A 15,323-nucleotide genomic window follows, 5' to 3' on the forward strand; every position below is an offset into this window, starting at 1 on the left:
ATGCAAGTCGAACTCGCCGCTCCGGCAGCCCTCGACGGCGCGGTCCGGGATGACCGCTCCTGTCTGAGGTCCCTCGAGCGGGGCGTGGGCCTCCTCATCGAGGTGCCGGCCGCGATCCTCGTCGTCGTCGAGGTCGCCGTGCTCCTGATGGGCGTCGTCAGCCGCTATGTCTTCCGCGCGCCGATCGTCTGGATCGACGAGCTCGCCTCCATCCTGTTCATCTGGCTCGCCATGCTGGGGGCGGCGTCCGCCTTCCGCCGGGCCGAGCACATGCGCATGACCGCGATCGTCGGCATGGCCTCGCCCAGGCTCCGCGCCTTCCTGGAGATGGTCGCGCTGGTCGCCGGGCTGATCTTCGTCGCGCTCGTCCTCGGGCCGTCCTACGAGTTCGCGCAGGAGGAGGTCTGGGTCGTCACGCCGGCGCTGGAGATCACCAACGCCTGGCGCGCGGCGGCGCTGCCGGTCGGCTTCGGGCTGATGCTGCTCGTCGCGGTGCTCCGTCTGCTCGACACGAGCGACTGGCGCGACGCCGTCGGGGCCCTGGCGCTCGGCGTCCTCGCGGCGGGCGCGTTGGCGCTGGCCCAGCCCCTGTTCGCAGGCCTCGGCAACCTGAACCTGATCCTGTTCTTCGTGGTCGGGGTCGGCATCCTGGTGTTCGCCGGGGTGCCGATCGCCTTCGCCTTCGGCCTGCCGACCTTCGCCTACGTCACCCTGACCACGGGCGCGCCGGCGACGGTCGTGGTCGGGCGCCTGGACGAGGGCATGAGCCACCTGATCCTGCTGGCGGTCCCGCTCTTCATCTTCCTCGGTCTGCTCATCGAGATGACCGGCATGGCCCGCGCCATGGTCGGCTTCCTGGCGAGCCTGCTCGGCCACGTGCGTGGCGGCCTGCACTACGTGCTCGTCGGCGCCATGTACCTCGTCTCGGGCATCTCCGGCTCGAAGGCGGCCGACATGGCCGCCGTCGCCCCCGTGCTGCTTCCCGAGATGCGGGCGCGGGGCGCGAAGGAGGGAGACCTCGTCGCCCTGCTCGCCGCCACCGGCGCGCAGACCGAGACCATCCCCCCCTCGATCGTGCTCATCACGATCGGCTCGATCACGGGCGTCTCGATCACGGCCCTGTTCACGGGCGGCCTCCTGCCCGGCCTCGTCCTCGGCGTGACCCTGTGCTGCCTCGTCTGGTGGCGCTACCGCGGCGAGGATCTGAGCCATGTGGCCCGGCCCTCCGGCCGCGAGATCGCCCGCAGCTTCCTCGTCGCGGTGCCGGCCCTGGCGCTTCCCTTCGTCATCCGCGTCGCGGTGGTCGAAGGCGTCGCCACGGCCACGGAGGTCTCCACCATCGGCATCGTCTACGCGACGCTGACCGGGCTGCTGGTCTACCGGCGCTTCGCCTGGCGCCGCCTCTTCCCGATGCTGGTCACGACGGCGACGCTGTCGGGCGCGATCCTGCTGATCATCGGCGCGGCGACCGGCATGGCCTGGGCGCTCACGCAATCGGGCTTCTCGCAGGCGCTCGCCGTGGCGATGAAGAGCCTGCCCGGAGGCACCCTCGGCTTCCTCGTAGCCTCGGCGCTAGCCTTCATCGTGCTCGGCTCGGTCCTCGAGGGCATCCCGGCCATCGTGCTCTTCGGGCCGCTGCTGTTCCCGATCGCGCGCTCCCTCGGCGTGCACGAGGTCCACTACGCGATGGTCGTGATCCTGGCCATGGGCGTGGGCCTCTTCGCTCCGCCCTTCGGCGTCGGCTACTACTCGGCCTGCGCGATCAGCCGGATCCATCCGGATGCGGGCATGTGGCCGATCGTCGGCTACATCGCGGCCCTCCTCGCGGGCCTCGCCATCATCATCCTTATCCCCTGGTTCTCGATCGGCTTCCTCTGACGCCGACCGGCCGGCGCCGCACGCGCGCCGGCCCGCCTCCGCTCAACCCCGAGCCGACACACGCTGCCGCGAGGCCCTGCCATGAACAATCCCGACGTCGCGACGAGCCCAATCCGCAGCCTGGATGCGCGCAGGGCGGACGCGATCCGCTTCCTTGCCCTCGATGCGATCGAGCGGGCGGGCGACGGGCATCCCGGCGCGCCGCTCGGTTGCGCGGAGATCGCGACGGCCCTCTTCACCCGCCACCTCAAATGCAACCCCCAGGATCCGGAATGGCCCGACCGGGACCGGTTCGTCCTGTCCAACGGGCACGGCTCGATGCTGCTCTACGCGCTGCTGCATCTGGCCGGCTACGAGGCCATGGCGATCGATGAGATCCGCAGCTTCCGCGAGCTCGGCTCGAACTGCCACGGCCATCCCGAGTTCGATGTCCGCCACGGCATCGAGGCGACCACCGGGCCGCTCGGCCAGGGCATCGCCAACGCCGTCGGCATGGCCGTGGCGGAGGCGCGGCTCGCGGCCGAGTTCGGTTCCGACCTCGTCGACCACCATACCTACGCGCTCGTCGGGGACGGCTGCCTGATGGAGGGCATCGCGCACGAGGTCATCTCGCTCGCCGGGCACCTGCGCCTCGGCAAGCTGATCTTCCTGTGGGACGACAACCGCATCACCGACGACGGGAGCACCGAGCTGTCGATCTCGGAGGACGTGTGCGCGCGCTTCCGCGCGGCGGACTGGCACGTGATCGAGGCGGACGGGCACGACGTCGAGGCGGTCTCGGCGGCGATCGCCGACGCGAAGGACGATCCGCGCCCCAGCCTGATCGCCTGCCGCACCGTGATCGGCCGGGGCCTGCCGCGGCTCGAAGGGCAGCGCGGCGCCCATGGCGGCCGCGTGCTCGCTTCCGACCTCGCCGAGGCGCGTGCGGCGCGGGAGTGGAACCACCCCGCCTTCACCGTGCCGAGCGAGGTTTCGGCAAGCTGGCGTTCGGCCGTCGGCGGGCGCAACGCGCGGGCCTACTGGGCCTGGCTCGAGCGCCTGAACGGGCAGCCCGCCGCGCGCAGGGCCGCCTTCGAACGCGGCGCGCGCGGAGAGCTGCCGGAGGGCTGGCGGGCGGCGCTCCGCCCGGCCAAGCACCGCTACGCCCGGGCCGGGGAGGCGCGCGCGACGATCGAGGTCTCCGCCGAGATCCTCGCCGATCTCGCGGCCGCGATCCCGGAGCTGTTCAGCGGGGCGCCGGACCTCGAAGGGCCGACCCGCCACAAGCAGTGTCTCGCGGCCTTCACGGCGCAGGACCGGGGCGGGCGCTACCTGCATTACGGCGTGCGCGAGCACGCGATGGGCGCGATGATGAACGGCATCGCGGCGCATCGGGGCCTGGTGCCGGTCGGCGCGACCTACCTCGTGTTCTCGGACTACATGCGGCCGTCCCTGCGCCTGTCCGCGCTCATGGGGCTTCCGGTCGTCACGGTCTACAGCCACGACTCGATCGGCATCGGGCGCAACGGCCCGACCCACCAGCCCGTGGAGTTCCTGGCCTCCCTGCGCGCGATCCCCAATATGCGGGTGCTGCGTCCGGCCGATGCCGTCGAGGCCGTGGAGTGCTGGGAGATGGCGCTGTCGCACCGCGACGGCCCCACCTCGCTGATCTTCTCGCGCCAGCCGCTGCCGGCCTTGCGGACGGATTCCGACGAGAATCTCTGTGCCCGCGGCGCCTACGTGCTCGCGCGGCCCGAAGGCGGCCCGCAAGCGGTGACGCTCATTGGGACCGGGTCGGAAGTCTCCGTCGCGCTGGCGGCGCGCGAGCTACTGCAATCGGAGGGCATCCCGACCGCGGTCGTGTCGATGCCTTCCTGGGAGGCATTCGCGGCGCAGGACGACGCCTACCGCGAGCGCACGATCCCGCGCGGCACAGTCCGCGTGGCCGTCGAGGCCGCCATCCGGCTCGGCTGGGACCGGTGGATCGGCGAGGACGGGGGATTCGTCGGCATGACCGGCTTCGGGGCGTCCGGCCCCGGAGAAGCGCTGTTCGAGCATTTCGGCATCACCGCCATCGCGGTGGCGGAGGCCGCGCGGGCGCGCCTTCGAGGACGGCTGGCCGGCGAGGGCGCGGGACGCGCCGCCTGATCGCGGATTCCGAGGACGCGCCCCGACGCCCTGCCGCGGATCGTCCCCGACGCGTGCGGGGCGCGCCATGCGCCGGCGGGCCGCGATAGCGCGCATCGCTCGCCGGCCGACGGGCGGCCGACGCTCGCGGGGATCCAGCCTGCCAACGACCGACCAGAGCGGAGGCCGTTCGGCGAAGGGGTCGCGCATCGCACCGGGCCGTGGGGCCGTGACACGACTTGCGTGGTCGGGACACGGCCCCAAGACGCATGGCCAAATATTAACAAAGCGTTAACACAAAAAATGCTCAGAACAATTGAACAAAAAATGCCTGTGATCTTCATGATACATAGTATTCAAAACGCCGTACGCGGCATGTAATCATCTATAAACTGTATTGACCAAAATCCTCCTCGTCGGCACCCTCGATTCTAGTTTTTGGGGGGCTGACGATGAAACTCATTAAATCAATCCTGCTTTCGACGGCAGCTTTCATACCCGCGACCTCCGTCGGCGCGGCGGATCTTCCGGCAAAGAAATCGATTCCGATCGAGTATGTCCGGGTCTGCACTGCCTACGGCGCCGGTTTATTCTACATTTTTAGCACCGACACGTGCCTGCGTCTGTCGGGCCGCGCCCGTTACGAGGCCGGCTACGTCAGCTCGAATTACGTCCGCGGCAGCGATCTGGCGAACTATCGCGGGCAGATGCGCATCAACGTCGATGCGCGGACGCAGACCGCCTACGGAACGCTCCGCGCCTTCACCCGCCTCGAGGTCATGAGCCGCACGGGCAACTTCGTCACCTCGGGCTCGCAGCAGCGGGTCGGCAACGCCTTTCCGGCCCTCGGCCAGGACCAGTTCGGCCGCGCGCAGCAATACGTGAACGTCGACAAGGCCTTCGTGCAGTTCGCCGGCCTCACGGCCGGCCGCGCTTCCTCGTTCTTCGACTTCTACGCGCACGACTTCGAGATCATGGGCATCAGCCTCGGCTCGGACATGGCGTCCACGAACCTGCTGGCCTACACTGCCAAGTTCGGCGAGGGCTGGTCGGCCACGCTCTCGATGGAAGACCCGACCTTCCGCTTCCAGCCGGTCTACTCGTCCATCTCGAATCCGGCGACGGCGAACTCCGCTTTCTCCGCCTTCGTGAACAATGGCGCCCTCTCGCCGGTGGCCAACGGCTTCAACGCGGCCGGCCTACCGAGCTCGGCCGTCTACTTCGACGTGACGCAGAAGAACCGAACCCCGGACGTCGTCGGCGCCCTGCGCCTCGACCAAGCCTGGGGGTCGGCCCAGCTCTCGGCCGCCGTGCACGAGGTCGGCATCGGGACGCCGACGGGCGCCCCCTTCGGGCTCAACGGTGGCTTGGCCTCGACCGCACCCGTGCGGCGGCCAGCGAATCAGTACGGATGGGCCGTGCAGGGCGGCGTGAAGTTCAACCTGCCCTTCCTGGCCCCCGGGGACGGCCTGTACCTGCAGGGTGCCTACGGCCAGGGCGCGATGTCCTATACGGGCTTCCAATTCTACACCGCGACCTTCATCCAGTCGTCGCGGCTCGGCCAGAATTCGCCCTTCGAGATGTTCCTAAACGACGCGACGCTGAACCCCATCACCGGCAAGCTCGAACTCTCGAACAGCTTCACCACCGTCGCATCGTTCCTTCACTACTGGTCCCCCGAGTGGCGATCCGCCTTCTACGGGTCCTACGGTCAGGTCGCGTTCAGCAAGAGCGCGCGGGCCGCGCTCAGCGTCGCCAACGGTGCGGTGCCGGGCAACACCCCGCCCTCCTTCATCACGAATCCGAGCGGCTTCGCGCTCAGCCCGATCCTGCGCGACGTCAATCAGGTCGTCGCCGGCGCGAGCCTGATCTGGTCGCCCGTGAAGGATCTCGATATCGGCGCCGAGGGGCTCTATACGCGCGCCTGGCTCGCCCAGGGACGCACCCCGGACCTGACGCGCCCCGGCCTCACCGTGTCGTCCCAGGACATCTTCCAGGTCCGGGCGCGCATCCAGCGCGACTTCTAGCGCGCTTTCCGCCGAAGTGGTTGCCGGTTTGGCGATCAGAAAGCGCGCCAGATCAAGGATTTGGAGCATTTTCCGTGATCTAGGAATCACGGAAAATGCTCCAGCGCCTTCCGCCGAAGTCGGCGGTCCAGCGCGCGAGGACGCGTTGCCCTGAAAGGCCCGGTGCGCCGCCCAGCTTCGGCTCGGCGGCGCGCGGCGCTAGAGATGCTTCAGCCCGAAGCTCTCCAGAAGCGGCAGCAGCTCGTCGCGCGCGCGTAGGCGGTGATGGTGGGCGCCGGCCTGGGCCCCGGCCGGGTCGCCGAGGCGGATCGCGTCGATGATCTGCCGATGCTCGGCCACCGAGGCGCCGAGCTCGCGGCGGAGCTTCAGCGTCAGCATCCGGGCGCGGTGCGACTGGTCGTTGATGGTCTGGATGATCCGCGTCATCCGGCCGTTCCCGGCACGCTCGACGAGGGCCCGGTGGAAGCGGGCATCCGCCTGGCCCCATTCCGGCAGATCGCGCGCCTCCCAGGCCTCGGCCATGGCGTGCGTGTGCCCGGCCAGCTCGGCCGCCACGGCCTCGCGCTCCCCATCCGGCAGGCTGGCGAGAAGCTCGGCCGCGCGTCCCTCGATGGCGATGATGACGTCGTAGATCTCGCGCATGTCGTCCGGCGCGAGGGCGCAGATCAGGACGCCGCGCCGGGGCAGCACGCGGACGAGCCCGTCCTCCTGCAACCGGATTGCAGCCTCGTGCACCGGCGTGCGGCTCATGCCGAGGCGCAGCGCGATCTCCTGCTCCGAGGCCTGGTAGCCGGGCGCGAAGCTCGAATCATGGATGGCCCGCTTCATGGCCGCGTAGGCGTCGTCGACCAGCGAGGGACGCCGCTCGGTCTCCTGCTCCGCCGCAACCGCCCGCGTCCGCGCCATCGCACCCTCCACTCTGCCCACATTCGTACCAGCTTCCATGCAAGCTGCAATAAGTGGTTGACACCGGACGGTGGATGAGCGCAGTTAATGCTACCTTGCATGCAAGTTGGCGCTCAAAGACCAACGCATGCTGGACATGTCAGGAGGAAACGATGGACCGCTCGCTCGAGCAGGCCACCATGCGCAAGGTCGCGTGGCGCCTGATCCCCTTTATCTGCCTTCTCTATTTCGTCGCCTTCATCGACCGCGTGAATATCGGCTTCGCGGCTCTGACGATGAACAAGGATCTCGGCTTCACCTCGGCCGTGTTCGGCTTCGGAGCGGGGGTATTCTTCTTCGGGTACTTCCTGTGCGAGGTGCCGTCGAACATCATCCTCGACAAGGTCGGCGCCCGGCTCTGGATCGCCCGCGTGATGATTACCTGGGGAATGCTCTCGGGCGCCTTCGCCTTCATCAAGGGCGAGTGGAGCTTCTACATCCTGCGTTTCCTGCTCGGCGCGGCGGAGGCCGGCTTCTTTCCCGGCATCATCCTCTACCTGAGCTACTGGTTCCCGGCCCGCTACCGCGCGGGCGTCGTCTCGCTATTTATGGCGGCAGCGCCGATCTCCGTGCTGCTCGGCTCGCCGCTCTCGAGCGCGCTGCTCGAGATGGAGGGCATCCTCGGCCTCCACGGCTGGCAGTGGATGTTCATCGTCGAGGCTGTCCCCGCCGTGCTGCTCGGCGTCATGGTGCTGTTCTACATGACCGACCGGCCCGAGAAGGCGAAGTGGCTGGCCGACGACCAGCGCGCCTGGCTCGTCGCGGAGATGAACGAGGAGCGTGCCCGCAAGCAGACGACCGCCAAGCACAGCCTCCTGGGCGGGATGACCGACCTGCGCGTGCTGGCGCTGGCGCTGATCTACTTCGGCACCTCGGCCGGCCTCTACACGCTCGGCATCTGGGCGCCGCAGATCATCAAGAGCTTCGGCCTGTCCACGTTTGCGGTCGGCTTCCTGAACGCCGTGCCGCCGACCATCGCGGTGATCGCCATGATCCTGTGGGCGCGCCACTCCGACGCGACGGGCGAGCGCACCTGGCACGTGGTCATCGCCTGCCTCGTGGCGGCCGCGGGCCTGATGCTCGCTGGCGGCGCCGCCTCGGTCGCCGCGGTCATCGCCGCGCTCAGCCTCGTCAATGTCGGGATCAGCGCGGCCAAGCCGCCGCTCTGGGCCATGCCGACGATGTTCCTCTCCGGCTCCGCCGCGGCGGTCGGCATCGCCACGATCAACTCGATCGGCAATCTCGGCGGCTTCGTCGGCCCCTGGGCGATCGGGTGGATCAAGGACCAGACGGGCAGCTTCACCGGCGGCCTGATCTTCGTGGCCGGGCTGCTCGTCCTCTCGGCCATCCTCACTCTGGTCGTCGCCCGCTCCGGGCGGCGCGCCGAGCCCGCCGGCGCCGTCACGCGCTGAACTTCCCCTCGTCGAACGGAGACCTGTCATGAAGACCTACAACATCGCCGCCATTCCTGCCGACGGCATCGGCGTCGAAGTCATCGCCGCCGGCATCGAGGTGCTCGACGCGCTCGCCGAGAAGACCGGCAGCTTCAGGTTCAAGTTCGATCACTTCGACTGGGGTTCGGACTATTACAAGAAGCACGGCGTGATGATGCCCGAGAACGGGCGCGAGCAGATCAAGGACCACGACGCGATCTTCTTCGGTGCGGTCGGCGCGCCGGACGTGCCGGACCACATCACGCTCTGGGGCCTGCGGCTCGCGATCTGCCAGCCCTTCGACCAGTACGCCAACGTGCGCCCGACCCGGATCCTGCCGGGCATCGTGAGCCCGCTGCGCAACGTGTCTGGCCCCGAGCTCGACTGGGTGATCGTGCGCGAGAACTCCGAAGGCGAGTATGCCGGCGTCGGCGGCCGCGTCCACAAGGGCCTGCCCGAGGAGGTCGCCACCGACGTCGCGATGTTCACCCGGGCCGGCGTCGACCGGATCATCCGCTTCGCCTTCAAGCTGGCCCGGTCGCGGCCGCGCAAGCACCTGACCGTGGTGACGAAGTCGAACGCGCAGCGCCACGCCATGGTGATGTGGGACGAGATCGCCGCCGAGGTCGCCCGGGACTTCCCCGACGTGACCTGGGACAAGATGCTGGTCGACGCCATGACGATGCGCATGACCATGAAGCCGGAGACCCTCGACACGATCGTGGCGACGAACCTCCACGCCGACATCCTGTCGGATCTCGCCGCCGCGCTCGCCGGCTCGCTCGGCATCGCGCCGACCGCCAACATCAACCCGGAGCGCAAGTTCCCGTCGATGTTCGAGCCGATCCACGGCTCGGCCTTCGACATCACCGGCAAGGGCATCGCCAACCCGGTCGCCACCTTCTGGACGGCGACGATGATGCTGGAGCATCTCGGCGAGAAGGCCGCGGCCGACCGGCTGATGCGGGCGGTGGAGCGCGTGACGGCCGATCCGGACCTTCACACGCCCGACCTCGGCGGGACGGCGACGACCCGCAAGGTCACGGACGCCGTCATCGCCGCTGTCCAGGGCGACAACGAGTAGGGCGGGCTTTCCGGGCCTTACGGGCCGACGGTGAGGCCTTACGGGTTCGCGGCCCGCGCCAGGTTCGCGGGCCCACGCTTCGGGGCGGCTTTGCGGGCCGCGGGCTTCGCCGCGACCGGGGGGGCGGCTGACGCCACCTCCGGCTCGACCTCGGCGGCCTCGTCCTGCAGCACCGGCAGCTCGAACCGCGCCGCGGAGGCGGCCGGCGGCTCGGGCCGGGCGGGCGCCGGCTCGGTTCCGGGGGCAGGGGCGGGCATCGCCGCGGCGGCCTGGACCCCGGCCGGCTCGGGCTCGCCGCCCTCGTCTGCGGAGGTCCCGACATAGGCGGTGACGGCCTGTGCCGCATCGTCACGGGCCGGGCCGTACGAGACGGCGAGGGGCAGGCTGAAGGCGGCCAGCACCGCGAGGCCGAGAAGCCCGCCGAACAGGGCGCCGCCGCCGACGCTCGGGCCGGGCCGGCGCCGCACGATGCGCAGCGGGCCGGGGGCGACCCGGCTGCGCCGGGGGGCCAGCCGTCGGGTGAATCTTGTCACGGATTGGGCCAGCCCATTGCGCGCCACGGGGCCACTCCCGGCTCAGCGAGCCTCGATGCTCGGATCGACGGAGCCGGAAGCCCTGCGGCGAATTAATGGCGGACGGCCCGCGGACCGTCAAAAACCGCACGAAAGACCGCTCTCAGGCCTCGGCGGCGGCCGCGTCGAGCAGCCAGATCACCTGGCCCTGGCTCGTCACCCGCGCGGCCGGCAGGTCCTCGCCGGCCGCGAGCCGGCGCAGCGGGTCGCGCTTGCCCGCCCCGGTGACGAGGAACAGCACCCGGCGGGACGAGGCGAGCGCCGGGTAGGTGAGGGTGATGCGCGGCACGAACGGCGTCATGCCGGCCTCCGGCACCGGCGCGGCCCAGGCCGCCGCCTCGCGCAGGGCGGGCTTGCCCGGGAACAGCGAGGCGGTGTGGCCGTCCTCGCCGAGGCCGAGCAGGACGAGGTCGAACAGCGGACGGCCCGGCTCCAGGGCGTCGGCCCCGTAATAGTCCTGCAGGGTCCGGGCATAGGCGGCCGCGCCCGCCTCGGCCCCGAGGTCGGACGGGATGAAGTGCAGGTGCGTCGCCGGAATCGGCGCGCCGTGGCCGAAGGCCTCGCGCACCATGCGGACGTTGCTCAGAGGATCGTCCCAGGGCACGACCCGGTCGTCGCCGAAGAACCAGTGGATGCGCGCCCACGCCACCCGCGCGGCGTAGTCCGGCCCGGAGAGAAGCGCGTAGAGCCGCTTCGGGGTCGAGCCGCCGGACAGGCAGACCGCGACCCGCTCGCCTGGCCGATCCGCGCAGACCGCCACGAGATGGTCGGCGGCCGCGCGCGCGACCGCCTCCGCATCGGGCAGGACCTGGGCGCCGGGGGGTAGGGGAAGTGTCATCGCGGGTCTCCGTTCAGGCCGGCCGCCGGCTCCGCCAGGCGCGGGCCGCCCCCTCGCCCGTGCGAGGCTTGGCGTTTCGCACATCGCGGCGGGCGATACTCATGTGAAGCACGACGCGTTTCCCTCCCCCTTGCGGGGAGGGGTCAGGGGTGGGGTGGTGCCGGATAGATCGAAGCGGTGCCTTCTGCACCACCCCCACCTCCCCATCCGGATCGGGCCTGCCCGATCTGGGCCGGCAAGGGCAGATCTCGGACAGGCCCGAGATCTGCGGGGGAGGAGAGCCGCGTGGGGACGTGCGAACCGCCAAGCCCACAAGGAGGGGATGGGCCGGCCGTGCGGACCGCTCACGTCGGCTCGACGTGGCCGCCGAAGCCCTTGCGCATGGCCGAGAGCAGCTTGTCGGCGAAGCTCGCGTGCTCGCGGGAGCGGAAGCGGGCGTAGAGGGCGGCCGACAGGACGGTGGCGGGCACCGATTCCTCGATGGCCGCATTCAGCGTCCAGCGTCCCTCGCCGGAATCCGAGACGAAGCCCGAGAAGGATTCGAGCCCCTCGTCGCCCGCGAGCGCCTGCGCGGTCAGGTCCAGGAGCCAGGACGAGACCACGCTGCCGCGGCGCCAGACCTCGGCGATGTCGCCGATGTCGAGGTCGAAGCGCTGCGCCTCCGGCAGGTCCTTCGAGCCCGCATGCTTCAGGATGTCGAAGCCCTCGGCATAGGCCTGCATCAGGCCGTACTCGATGCCGTTATGGACCATCTTGACGAAGTGGCCGGCACCGCTCGGGCCCGCATGGATGTAGCCGTGCTCGGCGCGGGGGTCGCGGCCTTCGCGGCCGGGCGTGCGCGGCGCCTCGCCGAGGCCGGGCGCCAGCGTCGCGAAGACAGGGTCGAGCCGGTCGACGGCCGACGTGTCGCCGCCGATCATCATGCAGTAGCCGCGCTCGAGCCCCCAGACGCCGCCCGAGGTGCCGACGTCGACGTAGTGGATGCCTTTCTCCCGCAGCTCCGCGGCGCGGCGGAGATCGTCCTTGTAGAAGGAATTGCCGCCGTCGATGATCACGTCGTCGGCCCGCATCAGGGCGCCGAGGCGCTGCACGGTGCCTTCCGTGATCGCGCCCGCGGGCAGCATCACCCAGGCGGCCCGGGGCAGGTCCAGCCGGGCGACGAGGTCCTCCAGGCTGTCGGCGCCCGTCGCCCCCTCGGCCACGAGGGAGGCCACGGCCTCCGGGCTCTGGTCGAACACCACGGCGGTGTGCCCGTCCCGCATGAGCCGCCGCACGATGTTGCCGCCCATCCGGCCGAGGCCGATCATCCCGAGTTGCATGCCCGTTCTCCCCGTTCTCGCCTCCCCCGCAGATCTCGGGCCTGCCCGAGATCTGCCTCAGCTCTCCTAGGCCGGGCAGGCCCGATCCGGGCGGGGAGGAATTGGTGGTCCAGGATGCGCCGCCGAGGTCTCTCCGGCCCCCCACCCTCGATCCCCCCGCAAGGGGGAGGGAAGGGGCGCGGGCGCGCTCTTTAGCCGACGGCCCCCTCGATCGCGGCCACGATGCGCCTGAGGCCCGCCGGCACGTCGCCGCCCCTGATATGGACCCGCAGCGCCCGCCGGCCGCGCTCGGCCAGCACCGCGAAGTCGCCGCGGGCCTGCGCGGCGACCACCGTGCCGAAGCCGAGCTTGCGGCCGGGGATCGCGAGATCCTCCGCCGGATCGGCGGTGATCTGCACGAACACGCCCGAATCCGGCCCGCCCTTGTAGGCCTGGCCCGTCGAGTGCAGGAATCGCGGCCCGAATTCGAGGCAGGTCGCGACGCGGCGCGCGTCGCGCACGGCGAGGCGCGCGCGCTGCAGGACGGCCTGATTGGCCGCGTTGCGGGGCAGGTAGGCCAGCAGCGCGAGGTAGTCGCCGTCCTTGAGGCGCGCGAGCTGGGCGCGGATGCCCGCCTCCAGCCCCTCGGCCGCCTCGGGCAGCGCCCCGGCGTTCCTCGGATCGGCGTAGAGCGCGATGGTCTCGTCCTCGAACAGCGGCGTCTCGGGCGGCAGCGCGCCGCTCTGCTCGGCGGCCGCGAACAGCTTCTTGGTCTCGACCTTGCTCGCCTCGACGTCCGGCTGGTCGAACGGGTTGATGCCGAGCACCGCGCCCGCCACCGCGGTCGCCATCTCGAAGCGGAAGAATTCCTGCGGCAGCTGCTCCGCCTTCTCAAGCGTGATCCGGGCGACCGGGTGCCCCTCGCGCTCGAGGTTGCGCACGGCCTCGTCCTGCTGCGCGTCGGCGAAGCCGTCGAGGCGCAGGTAGACGAAGAAGCGGTCGTGCCCGTAGACGGCCGGCACGTCGACCGGTTCGCCGTCGATCGGGATCAGGCCCTTGCCCTGCTTGCCCGTCGATTCCGCGATGAGCTGCTCGGCCCAGGCCCCGAAGGTGGCGATCGGCCGGGACGCGATGATCGTGACCTTGTCGCGCCCCTCCGTGACCGCGGCGGCGCCCAGCGCGGTGCCGAGCAGCACGCCCGGATTGTGGGCGGGCGGCACGGCCGGGCCGCAGGAGCGAACCATGACGCGGGCGGCCGCCAGGAACTCGGGCACGTCGATGCCGATCACGGCCGCCGGCACGAGGCCGAAGGCCGACAGAACCGAGTAGCGCCCGCCGATCTGCGGCACGCCGTGGAAGATCTTTTCGAACTTGTCCGCCCTCGCGGCCTGCTCCATGGCGGAGCCGGGATCCGTGATCGCCACGAAGTGCGAGCCGGCCCGGTCGCCGACGACCTCCTTCATCCGCGCCAGGAAGTAGTCGCGGAAGACGTTGGGCTCGAGCGTCGAGCCGGACTTGCTCGCCACGATGAACAGCGTCGAGGCGAGGTCCACGGCCGCCTCGACGGCCCGCACCTCGTCCGGGTTCGTCGAGTCGAGGATGCGCAGCCGCGGGAAGCCCTCGCGATGGCCGTAGGTCTCGGCGAGCACTTCCGGACCGAGGCTCGACCCGCCCATGCCGAGGACGACCGCGTCGGTGAAGCCGCGCCCCTTCACCCAGGCACCGAGATCGGCGTAGGCGCCGGCCTTCGCGAGCTCGTCCTCGACGATGCGCAGCCAGCCGAGCCAGCGATCCTCGTCGGCGCCCGACCAAACCGTCCTGTCGTGCGCCCAGAGCCGGCGGATGGCGCCGCCCGCCCGCCATTCCTCGACCGCCTTGGCGGCCTCCGTCCGGAGGCCGTCGGCGAGGCAGAGGGTCTGCCCGTCGAGGCGCGCCCCGAGGAGCGCGGCGCGCTTGTCGGCCACCGCGCCGAGGAGCTTGTCGGCCGCGTCGATGAAGAGCTGCACGCCCTCCTGGACGAGCTGCCGGGCCACCGCCTCGATGTCGATGCCGGCGCGCGCGAGCCGCTCCATCACGGCGCGCGCGCTCGCGACGTCCTCCTCGATCGTGGCCCGCACCTTTCCATGGTCGCGGAACGCGTCCATCGTGGCCGGCGGCATGGTGTTGACGGTGTTCGGGCCGATCAGCTCCTCGACGTAGAGCACGTCCGAGTAGGCCTTGTTCTTGGTGCCCGTGGAAGCCCAGAGCAGGCGCTGCGCCTTGGCGCCCTTACCCGCCAGCGCCTGCCATTCGGGCGCGGCGAAGATCTGCTTGTAGCTCTGGTAGGCGAGCTTGGCGTTGGCGATCGCGACCTTGCCCTTCAGGGCCTCGAGCGCCGCCTTCTCGTCGGGGTCGTTGGCCCGCGCGATCGCCTCGTCGAGCGCCTTGTCGACCGCGGAGTCGATGCGGCTGATGAAGAAGCTCGCCACGCTCGCCACGCGGGAGACGTCGCCGCCGTTGCGGTCGAGCTCGGTCAGGCCCTCGATGAAGGCGCGGGCCACCGCCTCGTAGACGCTCTGCGAGAACAGGAGCGTGATGTTGATGCTGATGCCCTCGGCCGTGAGCCGGCGGATCGCCGGCAGGCCTTCCGGGGTCGCCGGCACCTTCACCATCAGGTTGTCGCGGCCGACCGCCCTGTGGAGGCGGCGCGCCTCGGCGAGCGTCGCCTCGGTGTCGAGGGCGAGGTAGGGGGAGACTTCGAGGCTGACATAGCCGTCGGCCCCGTCGCTCGCCTCGTAGACGGGGCGCAGCACGTCCGCCGCAGCCTGGATGTCCGCGATGGCGAGGCCCTCGTAGAGGTCGATGACCCGGGAGTCGCCAGCGTCCTGCGCCGCCTTGAGAGCCGGGTCGTACTCGTTCGACGCGCCGATCGCCTTCTCGAAGATGGCGGGGTTCGAGGTCACGCCCCGCAGGCCGTCCTCCTCCACCAGGGCCTTGAGCCTGCCCTCCTGGATGAATCCCCGGGCCACGAAATCGAGCCAGACGGCCTGGTCCTGTTCGGTGTGAAGGGCCTTGAGCGCGTTCATGCCGATCGATCCTCGCAGTCTGAAACGGGGCTCTCCGGCCCGCAGGTCTCGGGCCTGCCCGAGATCTGCTCCCGTTC

10 protein-coding genes are annotated in these 15,323 nt (G+C 70.6%); 5 read left to right on the plus strand and 5 right to left on the minus strand.

Annotated elements, in window-relative coordinates; genetic code table 11:
* The 3 genes from WDW90_RS07885 to WDW90_RS07895 all read left to right on the plus strand — a co-directional run bounded on the left by WDW90_RS07885 (position 1) and on the right by WDW90_RS07895 (position 6,011).
* Positions 1-1,878: a TRAP transporter large permease gene (locus WDW90_RS07885; RefSeq protein WP_336486805.1), complete on the plus strand. Its 1,878-nt coding sequence runs from the start codon at positions 1-3 to the stop codon at positions 1,876-1,878.
* A gap of 81 nt (positions 1,879-1,959) precedes the next feature.
* Complete coding sequence (gene tkt, locus WDW90_RS07890) at positions 1,960-4,005, plus strand: transketolase (protein ID WP_336486806.1); 2,046 nt, start codon at positions 1,960-1,962, stop codon at positions 4,003-4,005.
* Positions 4,006-4,436: 431 nt separating this feature from the next.
* Positions 4,437-6,011, plus strand: a complete 1,575-nt coding sequence (locus WDW90_RS07895; protein WP_336486807.1) for a porin — start codon at positions 4,437-4,439, stop codon at positions 6,009-6,011.
* A gap of 198 nt (positions 6,012-6,209) precedes the next feature.
* On the opposite strand, the gene WDW90_RS07900 is transcribed toward WDW90_RS07895, so the two are convergent.
* The gene (locus tag WDW90_RS07900; RefSeq protein ID WP_336486808.1) at positions 6,210-6,917 is read right to left on the minus strand and encodes a GntR family transcriptional regulator; all 708 of its coding nucleotides are present in this window, start codon (positions 6,915-6,917) and stop codon (positions 6,210-6,212) included.
* A 152-nt stretch (positions 6,918-7,069) separates the two neighbouring features.
* Here WDW90_RS07900 and WDW90_RS07905 point away from each other — a divergent pair, with 152 nt between their 5' ends.
* Positions 7,070-8,368, plus strand: coding sequence for an MFS transporter (locus WDW90_RS07905; RefSeq protein WP_336486809.1), 1,299 nt, complete (start codon positions 7,070-7,072; stop codon positions 8,366-8,368).
* 28 nt (positions 8,369-8,396) lie between these two features.
* A complete protein-coding gene (locus WDW90_RS07910; RefSeq protein ID WP_336486810.1) occupies positions 8,397-9,473 on the plus strand; it encodes a tartrate dehydrogenase in 1,077 nt (358 codons plus the stop codon).
* 38 nt (positions 9,474-9,511) lie between these two features.
* Here WDW90_RS07910 and WDW90_RS07915 read toward each other — a convergent pair whose 3' ends face one another.
* The 4 genes from WDW90_RS07915 to WDW90_RS07930 form a co-directional block, all read right to left on the minus strand.
* Entirely contained in the window at positions 9,512-10,006 is a 495-nt protein-coding gene (locus tag WDW90_RS07915; protein ID WP_336486811.1) for a hypothetical protein, read from the minus strand.
* 142 nt (positions 10,007-10,148) lie between these two features.
* Entirely contained in the window at positions 10,149-10,883 is a 735-nt protein-coding gene (gene pgl, locus WDW90_RS07920; protein ID WP_336486812.1) for a 6-phosphogluconolactonase, read from the minus strand.
* Between the two features lie 344 nt (positions 10,884-11,227).
* Positions 11,228-12,202 (minus strand): phosphogluconate dehydrogenase (NAD(+)-dependent, decarboxylating), encoded by a 975-nt coding sequence (gnd, locus tag WDW90_RS07925; RefSeq protein WP_336486813.1) that lies wholly within the window; start codon positions 12,200-12,202, stop codon positions 11,228-11,230.
* A gap of 191 nt (positions 12,203-12,393) precedes the next feature.
* On the minus strand, positions 12,394-15,246 hold the full coding sequence (locus WDW90_RS07930; protein ID WP_336486814.1) for a bifunctional transaldolase/phosoglucose isomerase: 2,853 nt from the start codon (positions 15,244-15,246) through the stop codon (positions 12,394-12,396).
* Positions 15,247-15,323: the final 77 nt, after the last annotated feature.

It is taken from the genome of Methylobacterium nigriterrae, from assembly GCF_037106235.1.
In the GTDB taxonomy this organism is placed as follows: Bacteria; Pseudomonadota; Alphaproteobacteria; order Rhizobiales; family Beijerinckiaceae; genus Methylobacterium; species Methylobacterium nigriterrae.

What these genes read in the sequence shown, in the direction of transcription:
- WDW90_RS07930 (WP_336486814.1), bottom strand. Translation starts at nt 15,246, where the DNA reads ATGAACGCGCTCAAGGCCCTTCACACCGAACAGGACCAGGCCGTCTGG.
- WDW90_RS07905 (WP_336486809.1), top strand. Translation starts at nt 7,070, where the DNA reads ATGGACCGCTCGCTCGAGCAGGCCACCATGCGCAAGGTCGCGTGGCGC.
- WDW90_RS07895 (WP_336486807.1), top strand. Translation starts at nt 4,437, where the DNA reads ATGAAACTCATTAAATCAATCCTGCTTTCGACGGCAGCTTTCATACCC.
- gnd (WP_336486813.1), bottom strand. Translation starts at nt 12,202, where the DNA reads ATGCAACTCGGGATGATCGGCCTCGGCCGGATGGGCGGCAACATCGTG.
- pgl (WP_336486812.1), bottom strand. Translation starts at nt 10,883, where the DNA reads ATGACACTTCCCCTACCCCCCGGCGCCCAGGTCCTGCCCGATGCGGAG.
- WDW90_RS07885 (WP_336486805.1), top strand. Translation starts at nt 1, where the DNA reads ATGCAAGTCGAACTCGCCGCTCCGGCAGCCCTCGACGGCGCGGTCCGG.
- WDW90_RS07900 (WP_336486808.1), bottom strand. Translation starts at nt 6,917, where the DNA reads ATGGCGCGGACGCGGGCGGTTGCGGCGGAGCAGGAGACCGAGCGGCGT.
- WDW90_RS07910 (WP_336486810.1), top strand. Translation starts at nt 8,397, where the DNA reads ATGAAGACCTACAACATCGCCGCCATTCCTGCCGACGGCATCGGCGTC.
- tkt (WP_336486806.1), top strand. Translation starts at nt 1,960, where the DNA reads ATGAACAATCCCGACGTCGCGACGAGCCCAATCCGCAGCCTGGATGCG.